Here is a 16,516-nt window from a genome sequence, read left to right as displayed (position 1 = left end):
AAATTTGACAGTTTCAAAAATTTAAATTCAGCAAGCGAGAGAAATTGAGTCTTGTTCTTGCACTAATCATTTTTATAAGCTTATTCATTTCTAGTTCAATGACTTATCATGAACAAAAAATGAGTTCATCAACGATAAAAACTTACTTTGGCTTTCTCGACCCACTTTTATCTCATATTTCTATTAATTATGGTGGTCAAATTCACAGCGCAAGCAAAGATGGCCTAACTAGTTTTACACAATTTTTTGTCAGAAAATTAGCCCATTTTTCAAGTTATTTTTTATTAGGATTAGGCCTGTTTGCAGGACTTAAACGTTTCTTTTTGAATAAAGTTTATGCTTTTATTTTTATTTGGCCAATTACTATTAGTTTGGCAGTTTTCGATGAATATCACCAATATTTAACAGGTGATCGTACTCCAAGTGTACATGACGTAGTCCTTGATAGTATCGGAGCATTATGCGGGATTTTATTATTTTTGATTTATCGATTGTTCATTGAAAAATCTGCGAAAAAAGCAATAAAAAATTAATATAAATTGAATTTACTGGCCTTTAGCGGTAAGATTATAAAGGTTAACTATTAAATAAAGAAAGAAGGATTCTTATATGTCAGGACATTCAAAATGGCACAATATCCAAGGCCGCAAGAATGCACAAGACGCAAAAAGAGGTAAGATTTTCCAGAAATTATCTCGTGAAATTTATATGGCTGCAAAGAGTGGTGGTCCTGACCCTTCAGGGAATCCAGCATTGCGGTTAGTTATGGACAAAGCTCGTGCAGCTAACATGCCTAAAGATAACATTCAACGTGCAATTAAAAAAGCCGAAGGTGGCTCTGAAGAACATTACGATGAAATCACATATGAAGGTTACGCACCAGGTGGTGTTGCTGTTTTAGTTGAAGCTTTGACTGATAACAAGAACAGAACAGCTACTAGTGTTCGTACTGCATTTACTCGTAATGGTGGTAGTTTAGGAGCAACTGGTTCAGTTGCTTACATGTTTGACCGTAAAGGCTACATTGTAATTGATCGCTCAACTACTGATGCTGATGAAGACCAAATGTTGATGGATGTGATGGATGCCGGTGCAGATGACTTACAAACAAGTGATGATGCATACGAAATCTACACTGATGCCAAAGAATTTACTGGTGTACGTGATGCTTTGGAAAAGGCTGGCTACAAGTTAGCTGATGCAGAACTTACTATGATTCCACAAAACACTACTCCAGTTCCAGCTGACAAGAAAGAACAATTTGCACATTTAATCGATGCATTAGAAGACGATGATGATGTATCAAATGTCTACACTGCAGCTGATGATGAAGATTAATCATCATTAAAAAAGCTTATTGGGAAAAATCCCAATAAGCTTTTTTCTTATTCATTTTTTAAATTTTCAATTAAAACTTCACAAGCTTGCTTAATTTTGCGATAACTTGTTTCAAAATCTCCAGTAAACCATGGATCGTCAATATCTTTATGAGATCCTAACAAAGTTAAGAGCTTCTTTTCTTTACCTTCAGGATCTCCACCAGTAATGCGATTTAAATCAAGGAAGTTTTCTTCATCCATACAAAACAAGTAATCATATTTTTGATAATCCTCTCTGGTTACCTGACTTGCCTCATGATAAGTATAAGGGATGCCTTTTTCATCTAATTTACTTTTGGCGCGTCGATCCATATCATGACCAATTCCGCTAGCATTAATTTCATCTCGAGTTGTAGCCTTAGAAGCAAATTCAACATCACTCAAACCCGCTTTTTTAGCTAAATCACGTGCGATAAACTCAGCCATAGGAGATCTGCAAATATTACCATGGCAAACAAATAAAACTTTTTTCATATTATATTAGAGTCTTTCTATAGTTATGACAAACTACTTCCCAAACGATACTTGCAATAACCACAATAATTACAGCTGTTAGGAAATTAGGTGAAATTGTAACTTTCATGCCTGAATACAAAATTTCATCAAGTGTTGCAGTTGCCTTTTCACTAGCAAATAATAATCCTACTAACATCCCAACAGAAGACAAAATTGCAGTCAATCCAGCAAACCGTTTACCAAGTAGTACCAAAATAATACTAATAACAAAGCATAAAAGCAAAGCATAATACACAAGCTGATACAAATTCATCGCATTTTTTACATCTTCATTATTACGTTTTAATCCTGCATTAATTCCGGCTGCAATATACTTACTAATAAATTTTTCGCCACTAGTCTTGGCTGGTAATTTCAAATCGTTACTTGAGAATTTTCCCTTTTTTTCATAGGTACTACTCAAATTATAAACTTCAAGTGGAGTAATGCTTACTTCTGTTTTCTTTGGTAAATGATTCAGCATTTCATCTTCTAATCCACTTGAAGCAAAAAGACTAGACAAGTTACCATAACCAGAATCATCAGCAACTTCAGTAATTAATTGCTTGGCATATAAACGATTATTATTGCTCTTCATGTTGATTGAGCTTGTCAATAAAAGCAACAATGAAAAAGCAAATGCCAGCGATACAATAATCTTAGTAACTAAATAAATAATTTTTCTCATTTACATCATCTTTCCCAGGTAAAATCCAATATAAACTAATAATAATCCAAGTAGATATGAACTAACGGCATATAGTAATCCTATTTTTGTCTTACGCAAAGTTACTAATTCTTTATTTAGCGTAGAAAAAGTTGTATAACCACCTAAAATTCCTATCCCCAAAAAAGTATAAACATTCTTATCTACTCCTAAAGCAAACAGGAAACCAAGACAAAAAGCACCCGTCATATTAATAAAAAAAGTAGTCTTCGGCCATAAATGATTCGGCTTGATAGTTACAGTTAAAAAATAACGGAAAATTGCTCCTAATGCAGCTCCTAAACCAGCTAAAATCATTTATTTATTCCTCTCTTTCCCAATAAAATACCGACTTTCATGCCTAACAAAGCAAATAAAAAGCCAAATATAATTGAAATCAAGAAATAAGATACAGCTGCTACACTTTGGTTGGCATTAATAAACTTCAAACTGTCTAATTCAAAACTAGAAAAAGTTGTGAAAGCACCGATGAAGCCTGTACCTAAACCCGTATTTAACCATTCAGGTAATTTTTGACTCTCAATAACAAAATAAGTAAGACAAGAGAGTAAAAAACATCCTAATAAATTACAAATTACAGTTCCAATGGCTTGATAAATTCCCGATAAAAAATATCGACATATACCACCCAAAAAGCCAAAAGCTGCAACACTTAAATAAACTCTTAATTTATTCATAGTTTCATCTCCAGAACAATTGTAAGTTTACCGCAAAAATAACTTTTAATAAAGCAGAAAAAAGCTCTCAAAGCTTGTCTTTGAGAACTTTTCTGAGGAAGTATTAATTAAATTTTGTTCTATTTAAAAGTAATGAACTGGCGACAACTGAAATAGAACTAAAAGCCATCGCCAATCCTGCTAGTTCTGGACTTAAAACTAACCCTTGCTTAGCAAAAATACCAGCAGCAATCGGAATACCTATTACGTTATAGATAAAGGCCCAGAAAAGGTTGATTTTTATTCGATTAAAGATTTTCTTAGAAATTTGTAAGGCATTAAGCAAATTCTTTAGATTATCTTGCATTAAAACAATGTCACCACTTTCAATGGCAATATCTGTTCCACTCCCCATAGCTACACCAACATCGGCAGTCGAAAGTGCTGGTGCATCATTAATTCCATCACCAACAAAAGCAACTTTAGCTTCTTTTTGGAGTTTCTTAACTTCCTTTGCCTTTTCATTTGGCAAGACTTCGCTAATAACCTGATTTACACCCACATTTTTACCAATTTCTCTAGCAACGTTTTGGTTATCGCCAGTTAAGATAACTGTTTTCTTGCCCATTTTTTTAAGTTCAGTTATTACAAAAGCAGCATTGTCTCTTGGAATATCCTGCATCGCTACTACACCAATCGCTTTACCAGCAATTCCCACATAAGCACAAGTCTTGGCTTGACTTTCTAACTTTTTGGCAGCATCTAGTAATTTTTGACTTAAATCAGTTGCCATTTTTTCATTTCCAATAAAAATTTCCTGGCCATTAATTATCCCTGAAATTCCTTGTCCTTTATGAACTTGAAAATTGGACACTTCATAACTTGGCAACTTATATTTTCTAGCTTCATTTAAAAACGCTTTAGCAAGTGGATGCTCACTATTTTGCTCTAAGTTTTTTGCTAAAGTTAATACCCTGTTAACATCTCCTACAATATCCGTTACTACTGGCTCACCTTTCGTAATCGTTCCTGTTTTATCAAAAACAATAGTTGAGATTTGATTTATTTCTTCAAGAGCTTGCCCATTTTTTATCAAAATTCCATGCTTAGCACTTAAATTAGTACCAACCATTAAAGCAGTCGGAATTGCAAGTCCCAAAGCGCAAGGACAGGCTATAACTAAAACATTAACTGCAAAAATCAAACTTCGATCAACTGGAGCAGAAAAAATCACATACCAAACTTCAAATGTTATGATTGCAATAATTAAAACAATCGGTACAAAAAACTGTGAAAACTTGTCAGTTAATCTCTGAATAGGAGCTTTTGAAGCTTGGGCTTTCTTAACAAACTCAACGATTTGATTAAGTAAAGTATCTTGCCCTAATTTTGTAACGCGATAGTTAATAACACCATCATAATTAATTGTTGCACCAACAATGTTATCTCCTACTGTTTTTTTAACTGGCAAACTTTCACCAGTAATCATTGATTCATCAACATGGCTACTTCCTTTAACAACAACGCCATCACATGCGAACTTCATTGCTGGTTTAGCTACTAAAGTATCGCCAATTTTTATTTGTTCAACTGGTATCTTAATTTCTTGCCCATTTTTGAGTAGGATTGCTTCTTTTGCTTGTAATTTTAAGAGCCCCTTTAATGCACCACTAGCGCGTTTACGCATCCCTTCTTCAAGGCTATCACCTATTAAAACAAATAAAATAATAACCGCTGCACTTTCAAAATATACTTCATGGCCAAGAGTCATTGCATAAATACTATAAAAATAAGCAACTAAAGTCCCAATTGTTACTAATGTATTCATATTAGCTTGCCCTTTTTTAAAGGCTGCCCAAGCACTAATATAATAGTCTTTAGCTGCTAAAACTAGAATCAATGTTGTTAAGATTAAAGCTAATTCATTATAATATGGAAACATAATATGAAAAGGCATAAGAACCATTTGAAAAAGTAATGGCAACGCTAAAATTAAAGTAATTATAACTTTTTTTCTTACACTCATTTTCATTACTTAACAACTACCTTTCCATGAAACATATTCATTCCACAGCTATAGTTATATTCTCCTGCTTGATCGGTTGGCACTTTTATTGTTACTTTTTCACCTGGGGCGATTTTTTTATCAAGTGCTAATTCAGCTGATCTTACTTCAGCCAAACACGCTGTTGCGTCCTTTTGCAAAAATTCCACTTCTGCTGGAATTCCTTTTTGTAAGACCAAAGTAGATGGACTATAGCCACCTTGAATAACAATCTGGGCTTTTTGCTTATTTTGATCTGCCATAGCTAATTCTGTATCTTTAACTTTCCTAATAAAGAACCACCAAATAATAAATCCAATTATAAATACAGCAATTAGAATTGAAAAACTGCGCATACTTCACACTTCCTTTAACAATGATGCTTTTGATTATTATGTAGACAATCGCAAGGGACAGATTCTGGAGCTGATTGTTCCATTTGATTAAGTTCTGCCTGAATCTCATTTATTGCAGATTTAGATAAAGGAATTTCCTTTATCAATCGAATTAACAAACTTCCCTTATGCATATCACACATATGAGCAAACATATCCTTGGCTACTTGATACATCATCTCATTTTCAGAAACCATTGCACTGTAGATATAGGCTCGACCTTTTTTTCTAGTTTTTACTAAGCCTTTATTAACTAATCTTCTAATTAAGGTTTTTATAGTAGATTCCGTCCAAGACATTCTTTCACTTAATTGATTAATTATCTCACTGCTTTTCACTTCATCAAGTGTCCAAATAATTCTCATGACTTCCCATTCAGCATCTGAGATATTCATCTTCATTACTTTTTCGGTCATTATTTCATCTCCATCGTTTACATTTGTCAACATAATATTATAACCATGCTTACTTTTTGTCAATAAAAAAGGCCAAGTAATTAAACTTGGCTCGTTATAATCTTCTTTAAAGCATAAGCAATTCCATCATCATCATGATCCTTAGTAATCAAGTCTGCACGCTCTTTTAAGTCACTAATTGCATTTCCCATTGCAACTTTATAAAAATTATTATTTTCAAACATCGACAAATCATTACCTTGATCACCAAAAACTACTACTTCATTTTCATGAAAACCTAAGCGATGTGCTAATTGATGAATAGCCAGTCCCTTAGAAGCTACTAAATTATTAACTTCAATTGTGTCAGTCCCCAAAGACGAAATCCCACTACTTGAAGCATTCCATTTTTCAAAAAACACTTTTGGCAAATTTTGTCTAAAGTCCTTAATTTCACTTGCAGATCCACTAAATTCGGCCTTAATAAAGCGAAAATCTTGTGGAATTTGAGGCAAATCACGCACTCTGATTTTCATATTATTCAATGCAGAAGCTGCTGCCATAATAATTGAAAGGTTTCGATCCATTGTATAATAATGATTTTCGGTCATAAAATGTAAGTTAACCTTACCTAACTGTTGATAATGAAGCATCTCTTTTAAATCTTCATAAGTTAAATCATTACTTATTAACTTTTCCCCCGTTAGGCGCTGCACAACTCCACCATTAAACAAAATAGCATAATTACTATGTCCTGAAATGTTTAACTGCTTTAAATATGGCAACACACCAGGCAGTGGACGCCCTGATGCGGGAACAACTTTTATCCCCATTTTGTTAGCCATCTGCAATGCTTTCTTAGTTTTCGAACCTATACGATGATCTGATGTTAATAATGTTCCATCCAAATCAGTCGCGATCATTTTTATTAACATTCTTTTCCTCACAAAACAAACTTTTTAAGTGCTTTGGCAATCCCATTATGATTATTGTCATCAGTAACATAATCAGCTAAATCTTTAATTTCATCAATTGCATTTCCCATAGCAATCTTCTTGAAATGTGGATTTGAAAACATTGAAATATCATTACCTTCATCACCAAAAATCATCACTTCATCTTCTTCAAAACCTAGTCTATTAGCCAATTCCACTAGAGCCAAGCCCTTTGAAGCTGCTGGATTATTAAATTCAATAATATTTTCCGCACTTCTAACCACATTATATTGATCAAATACCCAATCTGGCAAGCGTTTTCTAAAGCGTGCAACTTCATCAACTGAACCCGTAAATTCACACTTTATATAACTAAAATCCTTTTTTAAGTCCTTTAAGTCGCAAACATGGATTTCATTATTTGTGGTACTTGCATTAATTCCCATCTGAACATTAATTATCCGATCAAAAGTATAAAAAGCTTCAGTTGTTTCAAAGTGCATATTGACATGAGCTAATCTCTGTAAATGTTTCATCGTTTCAACATCATGCAAATTTTGTTCATGGCTAAAAAGAACTTTTCCACTATAAGATTGAGCAACCCCACCATTAAAAACAGTTGCGAATTGTTGATCCCCTTCAAGTCCTAATTGTGCTGCATATGGCAAAATACCTGATAGTGGTCGTCCAGAAGCTAAAACAACTTTCAATCCTTGTTTTCTTGCTAAAGTAAGCATTCTTTGCGTTTCAGCAGCAATTGTATTATGTGTCGTCAAAAGAGTTCCATCTAAGTCAACGGCAAGCATTTTTATTGTCATTTTAGTCCTCCGAAAATTAAAATTATTTTTTAAACATATATTTTATTGTACAAAAAAAGACCGCTATCTGCAGTCTTTTTATCCCTTAATTAAAGAAAGTTACTCGCCCATTTCAACCTTTACAACTTCTACAATCTTATTTACATAAGCATCAGTTTGTTCTTGAGTTGGGCCTTCAGCCATTACACGAAGTAATTCTTGAGTTCCAGATGGTCTTACAAGGACACGTCCATCACCATTCATTTCATCTTCTACTTCCTTGATAACGGCCATTACTTTTTCATTTTGTTTCCATGCTTTTTTATCCTTAACAGGAACATTAATTAATCGTTGTGGGTATTCTTTGAAGTCTTTTAAAAGTTCTGTTAACTTCTTGCCAGTTTTCTTCATAACTAGCATTAAGTGAAGTCCTGTAAGCATACCATCACCAGTGTTGTGGTAATCACTAATAATCACGTGACCAGATTGTTCCCCACCTAAGTTATAACCATTAGCACGCATTTCTTCTGAAACATAACGGTCCCCAACTTGAGTACGGATATTCTTCAATCCAGCACGCTCTAATGCTTTAGTGAAGCCAAGATTACTCATCACAGTTGTTACAATAGTATTTTTCTTAAGACGGCCATGTTCTGCTAAGTACGTACCAATAACATACATAATGTGGTCACCATCTACTTCGTTACCATTTTCATCAACAGCAATACATCTATCTGCATCCCCATCAAAAGCTAAACCAAGATCTGCACCTTGCTTAACAACTTCTTCTTGTAACTTCTTAGTATGAGTAGCCCCAACATGGTCATTAATGTTTAAACCATCTGGATGAGTTGCAATAGTAGTGAAATCAATATTCAAGTCAGCAAATAGACGTGAAATCAAATGACTTGAAGCACCATTTGCACCATCAACAACTACTTTAATTCCATCTAAATCTTCAGGAATAGTTTGTTCGATAAATTGTAAATACTTTGAAGCACCTTCATGATAATCAGTTACTGTACCTAAACCTAATGCTGATGGGCGAGGTAAAGTATCTTCTGGTGCATCAATTAATTGTTCAATTTCTTCTTCTTTTGCATCAGATAATTTAAGACCATCGCTACCAAAGAACTTAATCCCATTATCTTGAACCGGATTATGTGAGGCTGAAATTTGAACACCAGCATCTGCACCTTGAGCACGAACTAAGTATGATAAACCTGGAGTTGTAATTACACCTAATTCTAAAACTTCAATCCCAACTGACAAAAGTCCTGAAATAAGGGCATATTCGAGCATTTGTCCTGAAATACGAGTATCTCTAGAAACTAAAACTTTTGCTTTTTCTCCATCTTTCTTGTGCTTAGTTAAAACATAACCACCCATACGACCTAACTTAAAAGCCATTTCAGGGGTTAAAACTTCATTAGCAATTCCACGAACGCCATCAGTACCAAAATATTTTAACATTACAATAAACTACCTTTCTTATGAACTTGATTGTGCAGAATTTGCAACTGTTACTTTCACATCCACTACTTCTTCACTTGCCTTGATTACCCCATCAGGCAACTTCAGCTTTATCTTTTTGGTCTGTGAACTAGTAACATTCTTCAAATCAACATCTGTATCAAGTTCTTTAATCTTCTTCAAAGCACTGCTCTTGCCATAAATAGTTACACTAGTGGTTTCTGCAGTCAATGAGTAAACCTTATCACTAGATTCATTCTTAGGGTTTAGCTTAATTTTAACAGTCTTTTTAGGTAATGTAATTGGGATTTTTACATTTACTGCTAAAGGATTAATAACAACATTCAGTTGCGAACCCTTCTTATCTTCTGCCACTAACATAACTTGCTGTTCAAAAGTCTTAGTTGTATTAGTTGGCAAAACAACTTTGGCAATGATCTTATTAATTTGATTTACTTCACTTTTTGCACCAGTAACACTGACTACTGAAGGATCAGCTTTAGCGGTTCCTATCTTGTATGCATCCGGTACAGCATTTTTATTATACTCTATTTGAACCGGGAGCGAACGAGATTTTCTTCTTTGAATATTAACTGTTATTTTTTGCGGATTAATTGAATAAGCTAATTGCTTATTCAAATTTGTTACTTTAACTTTAATTGTATGCTTACCAACACTCAATTTAGTTAAATCAATATAAACACGAAAATTTTGAGTATTCTGTGTCGATGTAACTAAGGCACTAGCTCCAGAAAGAGTCATCTTAACTTTTTCCGGATAGCCCGTTACATAATATCGATCTGTATTTACAGAAACTTGTAATGGGACACTGATAGTAACTTTTTTAGTTGCAGTTTGCTGGCTAGTTGTTTGCTCACCTTGAGTGAAATAACCATGCTGAGTCGTATCAATATAAATAACTAATAACGTGGCGGCAAGCAAGGCGATTATCTTATAAAACCAAGGTTTATCAAAGAATTTATTCATCGTCCTGCACCCCAATTCCATAACCTACCCAATAATTTTTGGATAACTGTCTGCCTTACTTCATCTTTGGGTACCAATTCACTAGTCAAGTATTTCATATATTCGTCTCTAGTCATATCTAACATAAATTGACTATTTTTGGTGATTGTGACGCCACCAGTTTCTTCTGAAACAACAATTGTTATCGCATCAGTGACTTCCGAAATCCCAACAGCTGCACGGTGACGGGTACCCAGTTTCTTAGGAATCATACTGTTATCTGATAATGGCAAATATGCCGCTGCAACTGCAATTCGGCCATTTCTAATAATAACTGCACCATCATGCAGTGGTGTATTAGGAATAAAAATGTTAATTAATAATGCACCTGTAACTTCAGCATCCAAGCCAATACCTGTTTCAATATAGTCATCAAGACCTGTATTACGCTGAATTGTTATCAAAGCACCTATCCGTCTTTTACTCATATATTGAATTGCTTTATCTAATTCAGCAACAAATTTTTCTGACATTTGTCGTTCAGTTTTGGCATTACCATTAAAAAACGGCATTCTTCCTAGATGTTCAAGTCCTCTACGAATTTCCGGTTGAAAAATGATAATAACTCCAATAACTGACCAAGATAGGAGTTGATCAACAATATATGCGAAGGTGTTAAGTCCTATCCAACCAGCAACTTGTCTAGCTACCCATATAATAACTAAACCTTTTGCTAACTGGACAGCCTTGGTCCCTTTAATGAGCATCAACAATAAATACAAAATATACCAAACTACTAAAATATCTAATAGGATTGATAAATTTTGCCAAGTAAAGAAATTAGTAAAATTAAAAGTCATCTAGCCCCTCCTATCATTAAATATTATTATACCCTTTTAGCGAGAATACATCTTAAATTCTAAGAATAAATCATTATATTCTTGTACTTTTTTAGGAGGTAAGTCCTTATAAACTTGTAAATGCTTAATGGTGTTTTTATCTGGATAAAATTGCTTGTCATCCCGAATAGATTTTGGCAAATACTTCATCGCTGCTTCATTAGGAGTCGCATATCCACCATATTCTGCATTTTGTGCAGCATTTTTAGCATCTAGCATAAAATTAATAAATGCATAAGCAGCTTTTTTATTTTTAGCGGTTTTAGGAATCACCATATTATCAAACCACAAGTTAGATCCTTCTTCTGGCACTACATAATGGAGATGTGAATTATTTGATAACATTTCACTTGCTTCACCAGACCAAGTAACAGCAAGAGCAGCTTCATTTTGAATCATATACATTTTAATTTCATCAGAAATTATTGCTTTAACATTTGCTCCTAAACTATCCAATTTTGTCTTAGCAAGTTTTAGTTCAACCGAGTTAGTTGTATTCATTGAATAGCCTAATGAAACTAAGGAAGATCCCATAATATCACGTGCTGAATCAACTAACAGAATGCTATTTTTCCATTTTGAATTCCATAAGTCATTCCAGTGTTGAATTTCACCAGGCTTAACATATTTATCATTATAAATAATTCCCAAAGTACCCCAGAAATATGGTACAGAATATTGATTCTTTTTATCAAAAGATTGATGCAAAAACTGCTTGTTAATATTTTTAAAATTAGACAGCTTATCAGTATTAATCTTGTCTAGTAAATGACCCTTTCTCATTTTGGTAATCATGTAATCTGATGGAATTACTAAGTCATAGCTAGTCCCACCTTGTTTTACCTTAGTATACATTGCTTCATTTGAATCAAATGTTTCATAAATCACTTTATAGCCCGTTTGCTTTTCAAATTTAGTAATCAAACTTGGGTCAATATAGTCGCCCCAATTATAAATAATTAATGTTTTCTTGGAAGAAGTAGCCGCTGATGAATCTAACTTATTAGCTGCTAAACTAAGTCCCAAACAAAGGGCCAAAATAATGGCTGCACCCCAAATTAATTTTTTCACTTAATAAGGCCCCCAATCTCTGGCTTATTACCTTTATGGCTATGACGTGTCGTTAAGAGATAATATCCACCAACCAACAATAAAACAATTAAAAACATTAGAGTTGACAACGCATTGATTTCTAAATCAATCCCTTGGCGCGCACGAGAATATATTTCAACTGATAAAGTAGTAAACCCATTTCCTGTTACAAAAAACGTAACAGCAAAATCATCCAGTGAATACGTTAAAGCCATAAATAAACCAGATAATATTCCGGGTGTAATTGCTGGTATCAAAACTTTGCTATAGACCTGCCAATTATTAGCACCAAGATCACGAGCTGCATCAATCAATGATTTATCCATTTCTTTGATACGAGGAAGCACCATTAAAACAACAATCGGAATTGAAAAGGCAATGTGACTAAGCAAAACTGATCCAAAACCTAAACTAAGTCCTAATACAGTAAAAAGCACCAAAAAACTGGCACCAATAATAACATCTGGTGACACCATTAATACATTATTTAATGATAACAATACTGTCTTTTTCTTTTTATTCTTAGTGGCATCAATCGCAATTGCTCCCATTGTACCAATAACTGTGGCAATTAAACTAGAAAGCAAGGCTAACATTATCGTATCTAAAAAGATTGCTAAAAGTCTGCCATCAGCAAATAAGTCTGCGTAATGAGATAACGTAAAGCCACGAAAGACATCCATATTTTTTCCACTTGAAAAAGAAAAAACAATTAAGTAAAAAATTGGCAAATAAAGAATCAATAAAACAAATGCCAAATATAGTCTACCCCAAACTTTTTTCATAGCTTTACCTCCTTTTTGCGCTTATTCTTCTCACCAGTCATAACCATTACTGCTACCATCATCACAATTAAAATCACACCAATTGTTGACCCCATGCTCCAATTCATTGTTGTTGTAAAATATTCCTCAATTGCTGTTCCTAAAGTAATCACGCGATTACCACCAATCAATCTAGTCAACATGAATAGAGATAATGATGGAATAAAAATAGCTTGAACGCCACTTTCTACACCAGGAAGAGACAATGGCCAGATTATATAGCGAAAAGTTTGCCACTTACTTGCACCTAAATCATTAGCAGCATTTATTAAAGCAGGATCAATTTCTTTAATTGCAGTATAAATCGGCAAAATCATAAAAGGAATTTCAATGTAAGTTGCTACGAAAATAAAGGCAAAATTTGTAAATAAAATATTTACAGGACCTATTCCAAATAAATGTAAAAAATTATTTACAAGTCCATCTTTTCCAAAAATCCCAATAAATGCATAGGCTTTTAAAAGCAAATTAATCCAAGTTGGTAAAATTATCAAAAGTAACCAAAATTGCTGATTCTTTAGTTTCGTTAAAATATAGGCTACTGGATATGATACTAACAAAGTAAATAAAGTAATAAGTAATGCATACCAAAATGAATTAAGTGTCATTCTTAAAAATGTAGCATTAGTAAAAAAATTACTAAAATTCTCCAAACTAATTGAGCCATTACCTGTTAAAGAAGTCCAAAAAATCATTAACAAAGGTAAAACCACAAATAAGCCAATCCAAAGACTGTAAGGTAATAAAAAGAACCAACGTTTATTCTTCATTATCATCCTCACCTTCGTATTTTTCTAACCGTGCATCAAATTCTTCTTCACTTTCACCAAACCGCATAACATGAATATCTTCTGGATCAAAGAAAATACCTACTTCTTTTCCTACTTCGGTCGGATTTGTAGAGTGAATTAACCACTCATTTTCATCAGCGTCATGAGCCTTAATTTCAAAATGGTCACCTAAAAAGAGCTGACTCTCAACTGTAACTATTAATTTACCTTTATCAGGTTCCACAATGTCCAAATCTTCTGGTCTCAGCACCACTTCAACTTTTTCTCGTGGATTAATCCCCGCATCGGCACATTCAAAATGCTTATTAACAAATTCCACTTCATAGTCTTGAACCATTCGACCAGGGACAATATTAGAATCTCCAATAAAGCGAGCTACAAAATCATTAACTGGTTCATCATAAATATCCACTGGTGTCCCAGATTGCTGAATTTGTCCTTCATTTAAAACAAAGATTTCATCACTCATTGCCAAAGCTTCTTCTTGATCGTGAGTTACAAATATAAATGTAATACCTAATTTCTTTTGAATAGCCCGTAATTCAAACTGCATTTCTTTACGTAAACGCTTGTCTAGTGCAGATAAGGACTCATCTAGTAAAAGTACCTTTGGTTTATTAATAATTGCCCGGGCAATAGCAACCCGTTGTTGCTGTCCACCTGATAATTCAGATATTTCACGATTAGCATACCCATCTAGGCGAACAGTATGTAAAGCCTCTTTAACAGCTTGTTTAATTTCAGATTCTGGTCTTTTTTTCAGCTTTAAAGCAAAAGCAACATTTTCGTAGACATCTAAATGTGGAAACAAGGCATAATTTTGAAAGACGGTATTTAAATGTCTTTTAGAAGCATCTAAATTAGTAATATCTTGACCATCAAACAAAATTTGGCCACTAGTTGCTTCTGTAAAACCGGCAATAATTCGTAAAATAGTTGTTTTTCCACTACCACTTGGACCAAGCAAAGAATAAAATTTACCCGATTCAATCTCTAAGTTAATATCTTTTAAAGCTACAAAGCCATCATCATAACGCTTAGTTACATTCTTTAATTCAATGATGTTCACTTACTCTCCCCCTCAATATCACGACCAATTATTCTAACTTCAGTATGTAAATCAATTCCGCGTTGCTCTTTAATTGTTTTTTGAATGTAATGAATTAGATTTAAATAATCTGTAGCTGTTGCCCCACCTTTATTAACAATAAATCCTGCATGCTTAGTTGATACTTGTGCTCCACCAATTTGCTTTCCTTGCAAGCCAGCCTTAATCAACATTGGGCCGACAAAATGACCTGTTGGACGCTTAAAGACACTCCCGCAAGATGGATATTCAAGTGGTTGTTTGTAGGCACGCAAAGCATTAAGATAATTCATTTCATCTAGGATTTTAAGCTTATCGCCAGCTTTCAACTTAAAACGGGCACTAACTACAATATCTCCAGTATTTTGAACCAATGAATGACGATAACTAAATTGCATCTCATCATGGCTATAATGCTTAATTTCACCAGTTCTAGTTAAAACTGTAACTTCAGAAATAGCTTGTTCACTCTCGCCACCATATGCCCCAGCATTCATGAAGACGGCACCACCAACACTGCCAGGAATCCCTGCAGCGAACTCTAAACCTGACAGACCGTGATTAGCAGCAAAAAAAGCTGTTTTAATGATTGTTGCACCAGCTTGGGCCTCAACTATATCTCCATCAAGCTTAATTTCATTCATGTCTGTTAAAATAATTACTAAACCAGCAATCCCTTTATCAGATATGATTAAATTTGATGCATTACCAATAACAGTAATATCTAAGCCATCTTCATTTGCTGCAGCAACTAACATCTGCAGCTGCTCCAGATTCTTTGGAAGAACCAGATATTCTGCCTCTCCACCGGTTTTAGTAAAAGTATATCGACTCAAAGGTATCTGCTTTGAAATATTATAATTCTGCTTAATTAAAGAATCTATTTTCATTTAGGAGCCTCCAATTTTTTCATCCTTTTTATTTTACCGCAAAGCGCGTTATTACGCAGTAGTATGCTATACTGAAATTGTTTACATTTAAGGAGAATTTTAAGATGAATTTTATTGCCATGGATTTTGAAACCGCCAACCGCCATCCCGAAAGTGCCTGTTCTCTTGCACTAGTAATGGTCAGAAATAACAAGATTATAGATCGTTTTTATACGGTAATTAATCCGCAAATGCCATTTGATGGACGCAATATCCAAGTTCATCAAATCACTCCGGATGATGTTAAAGATGCACCAACGATGGCTGAAGTTTGGCCAAAAATCAAAGCCTTATACCAACCAGGGATGCTTGTTGCGGCACATAACGCCAGATTTGATGCTAATGTTTTAAAAATGTCATTAGCCAGATATGATATCGATGAACCCCATTATCTAGTGATTGACACCTTAAAAACTAGTCGCTTATTTGAACCTGATTTACCAAATCACAAACTTAATACTGTTGCTGAAGCATTGGACGTTGAACTCTGGCATCACCATAATGCTTTAAGTGACAGTGAAGCTTGTGCCGGAATTTTGATTAAACAAAATGAAAAAATGGGTGATGAAGCAATCAAGAATTTAATTGAGCAAAGGTAAGATAAAAAGACGTAACTGAACGATGTGTTCAAT

Annotated in this window: 20 protein-coding genes; 3 read left to right on the top strand and 17 right to left on the bottom strand. The window is 34.0% G+C overall.

The window, feature by feature from the left end; all coding sequences use genetic code 11:
- The first annotated feature begins 44 nt into the window (after positions 1–44).
- Together ACNDLV_RS06245 and ACNDLV_RS06240 are read left to right on the top strand one after the other, a co-directional pair.
- The gene (locus ACNDLV_RS06245) at positions 45–533 is read left to right on the top strand and encodes a VanZ family protein (protein WP_498882982.1); all 489 of its coding nucleotides are present in this window, start codon (positions 45–47) and stop codon (positions 531–533) included.
- 76 nt (positions 534–609) lie between these two features.
- Positions 610–1,338 carry a YebC/PmpR family DNA-binding transcriptional regulator gene (locus tag ACNDLV_RS06240; protein ID WP_006586965.1) on the top strand — a complete coding sequence of 243 codons (729 nt, stop codon included), beginning with the start codon at positions 610–612 and terminating at the stop codon, positions 1,336–1,338.
- 47 nt (positions 1,339–1,385) lie between these two features.
- On the opposite strand, the gene ACNDLV_RS06235 is transcribed toward ACNDLV_RS06240, so the two are convergent.
- The 17 genes from ACNDLV_RS06235 to murB form a co-directional block, all read right to left on the bottom strand.
- Complete coding sequence (locus ACNDLV_RS06235) at positions 1,386–1,853, bottom strand: low molecular weight protein-tyrosine-phosphatase (protein ID WP_006586966.1); 468 nt, start codon at positions 1,851–1,853, stop codon at positions 1,386–1,388.
- Between the two features lies 1 nt (position 1,854).
- The gene (locus tag ACNDLV_RS06230; RefSeq protein WP_006586967.1) at positions 1,855–2,562 is read right to left on the bottom strand and encodes a hypothetical protein; all 708 of its coding nucleotides are present in this window, start codon (positions 2,560–2,562) and stop codon (positions 1,855–1,857) included.
- Positions 2,563–2,898, bottom strand: a complete 336-nt coding sequence (locus ACNDLV_RS06225) for a CrcB family protein (protein WP_006586968.1) — start codon at positions 2,896–2,898, stop codon at positions 2,563–2,565. It abuts the gene before it with no gap.
- Positions 2,895–3,278 (bottom strand): fluoride efflux transporter FluC, encoded by a 384-nt coding sequence (locus tag ACNDLV_RS06220; RefSeq protein WP_006587431.1) that lies wholly within the window; start codon positions 3,276–3,278, stop codon positions 2,895–2,897. Before ACNDLV_RS06220 ends, ACNDLV_RS06225 begins: the two co-directional genes overlap by 4 nt.
- A gap of 103 nt (positions 3,279–3,381) precedes the next feature.
- A complete protein-coding gene (locus ACNDLV_RS06215; RefSeq protein ID WP_006586970.1) occupies positions 3,382–5,289 on the bottom strand; it encodes a copper-translocating P-type ATPase in 1,908 nt (635 codons plus the stop codon).
- Positions 5,289–5,657, bottom strand: coding sequence for a cupredoxin domain-containing protein (locus tag ACNDLV_RS06210; protein WP_006586971.1), 369 nt, complete (start codon positions 5,655–5,657; stop codon positions 5,289–5,291). Before ACNDLV_RS06210 ends, ACNDLV_RS06215 begins: the two co-directional genes overlap by 1 nt.
- A gap of 14 nt (positions 5,658–5,671) precedes the next feature.
- Positions 5,672–6,112, bottom strand: coding sequence for a CopY/TcrY family copper transport repressor (locus ACNDLV_RS06205; RefSeq protein ID WP_006587432.1), 441 nt, complete (start codon positions 6,110–6,112; stop codon positions 5,672–5,674).
- A gap of 80 nt (positions 6,113–6,192) precedes the next feature.
- Positions 6,193–7,026: a Cof-type HAD-IIB family hydrolase gene (locus tag ACNDLV_RS06200; protein ID WP_006586973.1), complete on the bottom strand. Its 834-nt coding sequence runs from the start codon at positions 7,024–7,026 to the stop codon at positions 6,193–6,195.
- An 8-nt stretch (positions 7,027–7,034) separates the two neighbouring features.
- The gene (locus ACNDLV_RS06195; RefSeq protein WP_006586974.1) at positions 7,035–7,844 is read right to left on the bottom strand and encodes a Cof-type HAD-IIB family hydrolase; all 810 of its coding nucleotides are present in this window, start codon (positions 7,842–7,844) and stop codon (positions 7,035–7,037) included.
- A 99-nt stretch (positions 7,845–7,943) separates the two neighbouring features.
- Positions 7,944–9,296 carry a phosphoglucosamine mutase gene (glmM, locus tag ACNDLV_RS06190; RefSeq protein ID WP_006586975.1) on the bottom strand — a complete coding sequence of 451 codons (1,353 nt, stop codon included), beginning with the start codon at positions 9,294–9,296 and terminating at the stop codon, positions 7,944–7,946.
- 18 nt (positions 9,297–9,314) lie between these two features.
- The gene (locus ACNDLV_RS06185; RefSeq protein WP_006586976.1) at positions 9,315–10,283 is read right to left on the bottom strand and encodes a CdaR family protein; all 969 of its coding nucleotides are present in this window, start codon (positions 10,281–10,283) and stop codon (positions 9,315–9,317) included.
- Entirely contained in the window at positions 10,280–11,122 is an 843-nt protein-coding gene (cdaA, locus tag ACNDLV_RS06180; RefSeq protein WP_006586977.1) for a diadenylate cyclase CdaA, read from the bottom strand. Before cdaA ends, ACNDLV_RS06185 begins: the two co-directional genes overlap by 4 nt.
- A 36-nt stretch (positions 11,123–11,158) precedes the next feature.
- Entirely contained in the window at positions 11,159–12,232 is a 1,074-nt protein-coding gene (locus tag ACNDLV_RS06175; RefSeq protein ID WP_006586978.1) for an ABC transporter substrate-binding protein, read from the bottom strand.
- Positions 12,229–13,038, bottom strand: coding sequence for an ABC transporter permease (locus ACNDLV_RS06170; protein WP_006586979.1), 810 nt, complete (start codon positions 13,036–13,038; stop codon positions 12,229–12,231). The genes ACNDLV_RS06175 and ACNDLV_RS06170 overlap by 4 nt, the downstream gene beginning before the upstream one ends.
- Positions 13,035–13,847, bottom strand: coding sequence for an ABC transporter permease (locus ACNDLV_RS06165; protein WP_006587434.1), 813 nt, complete (start codon positions 13,845–13,847; stop codon positions 13,035–13,037). The genes ACNDLV_RS06170 and ACNDLV_RS06165 overlap by 4 nt, the downstream gene beginning before the upstream one ends.
- Complete coding sequence (locus ACNDLV_RS06160; RefSeq protein WP_006586981.1) at positions 13,837–14,937, bottom strand: ABC transporter ATP-binding protein; 1,101 nt, start codon at positions 14,935–14,937, stop codon at positions 13,837–13,839. The genes ACNDLV_RS06165 and ACNDLV_RS06160 overlap by 11 nt, the downstream gene beginning before the upstream one ends.
- Positions 14,934–15,845, bottom strand: a complete 912-nt coding sequence (gene murB / locus ACNDLV_RS06155) for a UDP-N-acetylmuramate dehydrogenase (protein ID WP_006587435.1) — start codon at positions 15,843–15,845, stop codon at positions 14,934–14,936. The genes ACNDLV_RS06160 and murB overlap by 4 nt, the downstream gene beginning before the upstream one ends.
- 104 nt (positions 15,846–15,949) lie before the next feature.
- Here murB and ACNDLV_RS06150 point away from each other — a divergent pair, with 104 nt between their 5' ends.
- Positions 15,950–16,483: a 3'-5' exonuclease gene (locus tag ACNDLV_RS06150; protein WP_006586984.1), complete on the top strand. Its 534-nt coding sequence runs from the start codon at positions 15,950–15,952 to the stop codon at positions 16,481–16,483.
- The last annotated feature ends 33 nt before the right edge of the window (positions 16,484–16,516 follow it).

This window comes from Lactobacillus fornicalis, from assembly GCF_055362665.1.
This window is presented reverse-complemented; position numbering and strand designations above follow the sequence as displayed.

Excerpts from the sequence above, each read along its gene's own strand:
- ACNDLV_RS06240 (WP_006586965.1), top strand. The coding sequence starts at position 610 with ATGTCAGGACATTCAAAATGGCACAATATCCAAGGCCGCAAGAATGCA.
- ACNDLV_RS06185 (WP_006586976.1), bottom strand. The coding sequence starts at position 10,283 with ATGAATAAATTCTTTGATAAACCTTGGTTTTATAAGATAATCGCCTTG.
- ACNDLV_RS06210 (WP_006586971.1), bottom strand. The coding sequence starts at position 5,657 with ATGCGCAGTTTTTCAATTCTAATTGCTGTATTTATAATTGGATTTATT.
- ACNDLV_RS06215 (WP_006586970.1), bottom strand. The coding sequence starts at position 5,289 with ATGAAAATGAGTGTAAGAAAAAAAGTTATAATTACTTTAATTTTAGCG.
- ACNDLV_RS06150 (WP_006586984.1), top strand. The coding sequence starts at position 15,950 with ATGAATTTTATTGCCATGGATTTTGAAACCGCCAACCGCCATCCCGAA.
- ACNDLV_RS06170 (WP_006586979.1), bottom strand. The coding sequence starts at position 13,038 with ATGAAAAAAGTTTGGGGTAGACTATATTTGGCATTTGTTTTATTGATT.
- ACNDLV_RS06165 (WP_006587434.1), bottom strand. The coding sequence starts at position 13,847 with ATGAAGAATAAACGTTGGTTCTTTTTATTACCTTACAGTCTTTGGATT.
- ACNDLV_RS06195 (WP_006586974.1), bottom strand. The coding sequence starts at position 7,844 with ATGACAATAAAAATGCTTGCCGTTGACTTAGATGGAACTCTTTTGACG.
- cdaA (WP_006586977.1), bottom strand. The coding sequence starts at position 11,122 with ATGACTTTTAATTTTACTAATTTCTTTACTTGGCAAAATTTATCAATC.
- ACNDLV_RS06235 (WP_006586966.1), bottom strand. The coding sequence starts at position 1,853 with ATGAAAAAAGTTTTATTTGTTTGCCATGGTAATATTTGCAGATCTCCT.
- ACNDLV_RS06220 (WP_006587431.1), bottom strand. The coding sequence starts at position 3,278 with ATGAATAAATTAAGAGTTTATTTAAGTGTTGCAGCTTTTGGCTTTTTG.
- murB (WP_006587435.1), bottom strand. The coding sequence starts at position 15,845 with ATGAAAATAGATTCTTTAATTAAGCAGAATTATAATATTTCAAAGCAG.
- ACNDLV_RS06230 (WP_006586967.1), bottom strand. The coding sequence starts at position 2,562 with ATGAGAAAAATTATTTATTTAGTTACTAAGATTATTGTATCGCTGGCA.
- ACNDLV_RS06225 (WP_006586968.1), bottom strand. The coding sequence starts at position 2,898 with ATGATTTTAGCTGGTTTAGGAGCTGCATTAGGAGCAATTTTCCGTTAT.
- glmM (WP_006586975.1), bottom strand. The coding sequence starts at position 9,296 with ATGTTAAAATATTTTGGTACTGATGGCGTTCGTGGAATTGCTAATGAA.
- ACNDLV_RS06205 (WP_006587432.1), bottom strand. The coding sequence starts at position 6,112 with ATGACCGAAAAAGTAATGAAGATGAATATCTCAGATGCTGAATGGGAA.
- ACNDLV_RS06200 (WP_006586973.1), bottom strand. The coding sequence starts at position 7,026 with ATGTTAATAAAAATGATCGCGACTGATTTGGATGGAACATTATTAACA.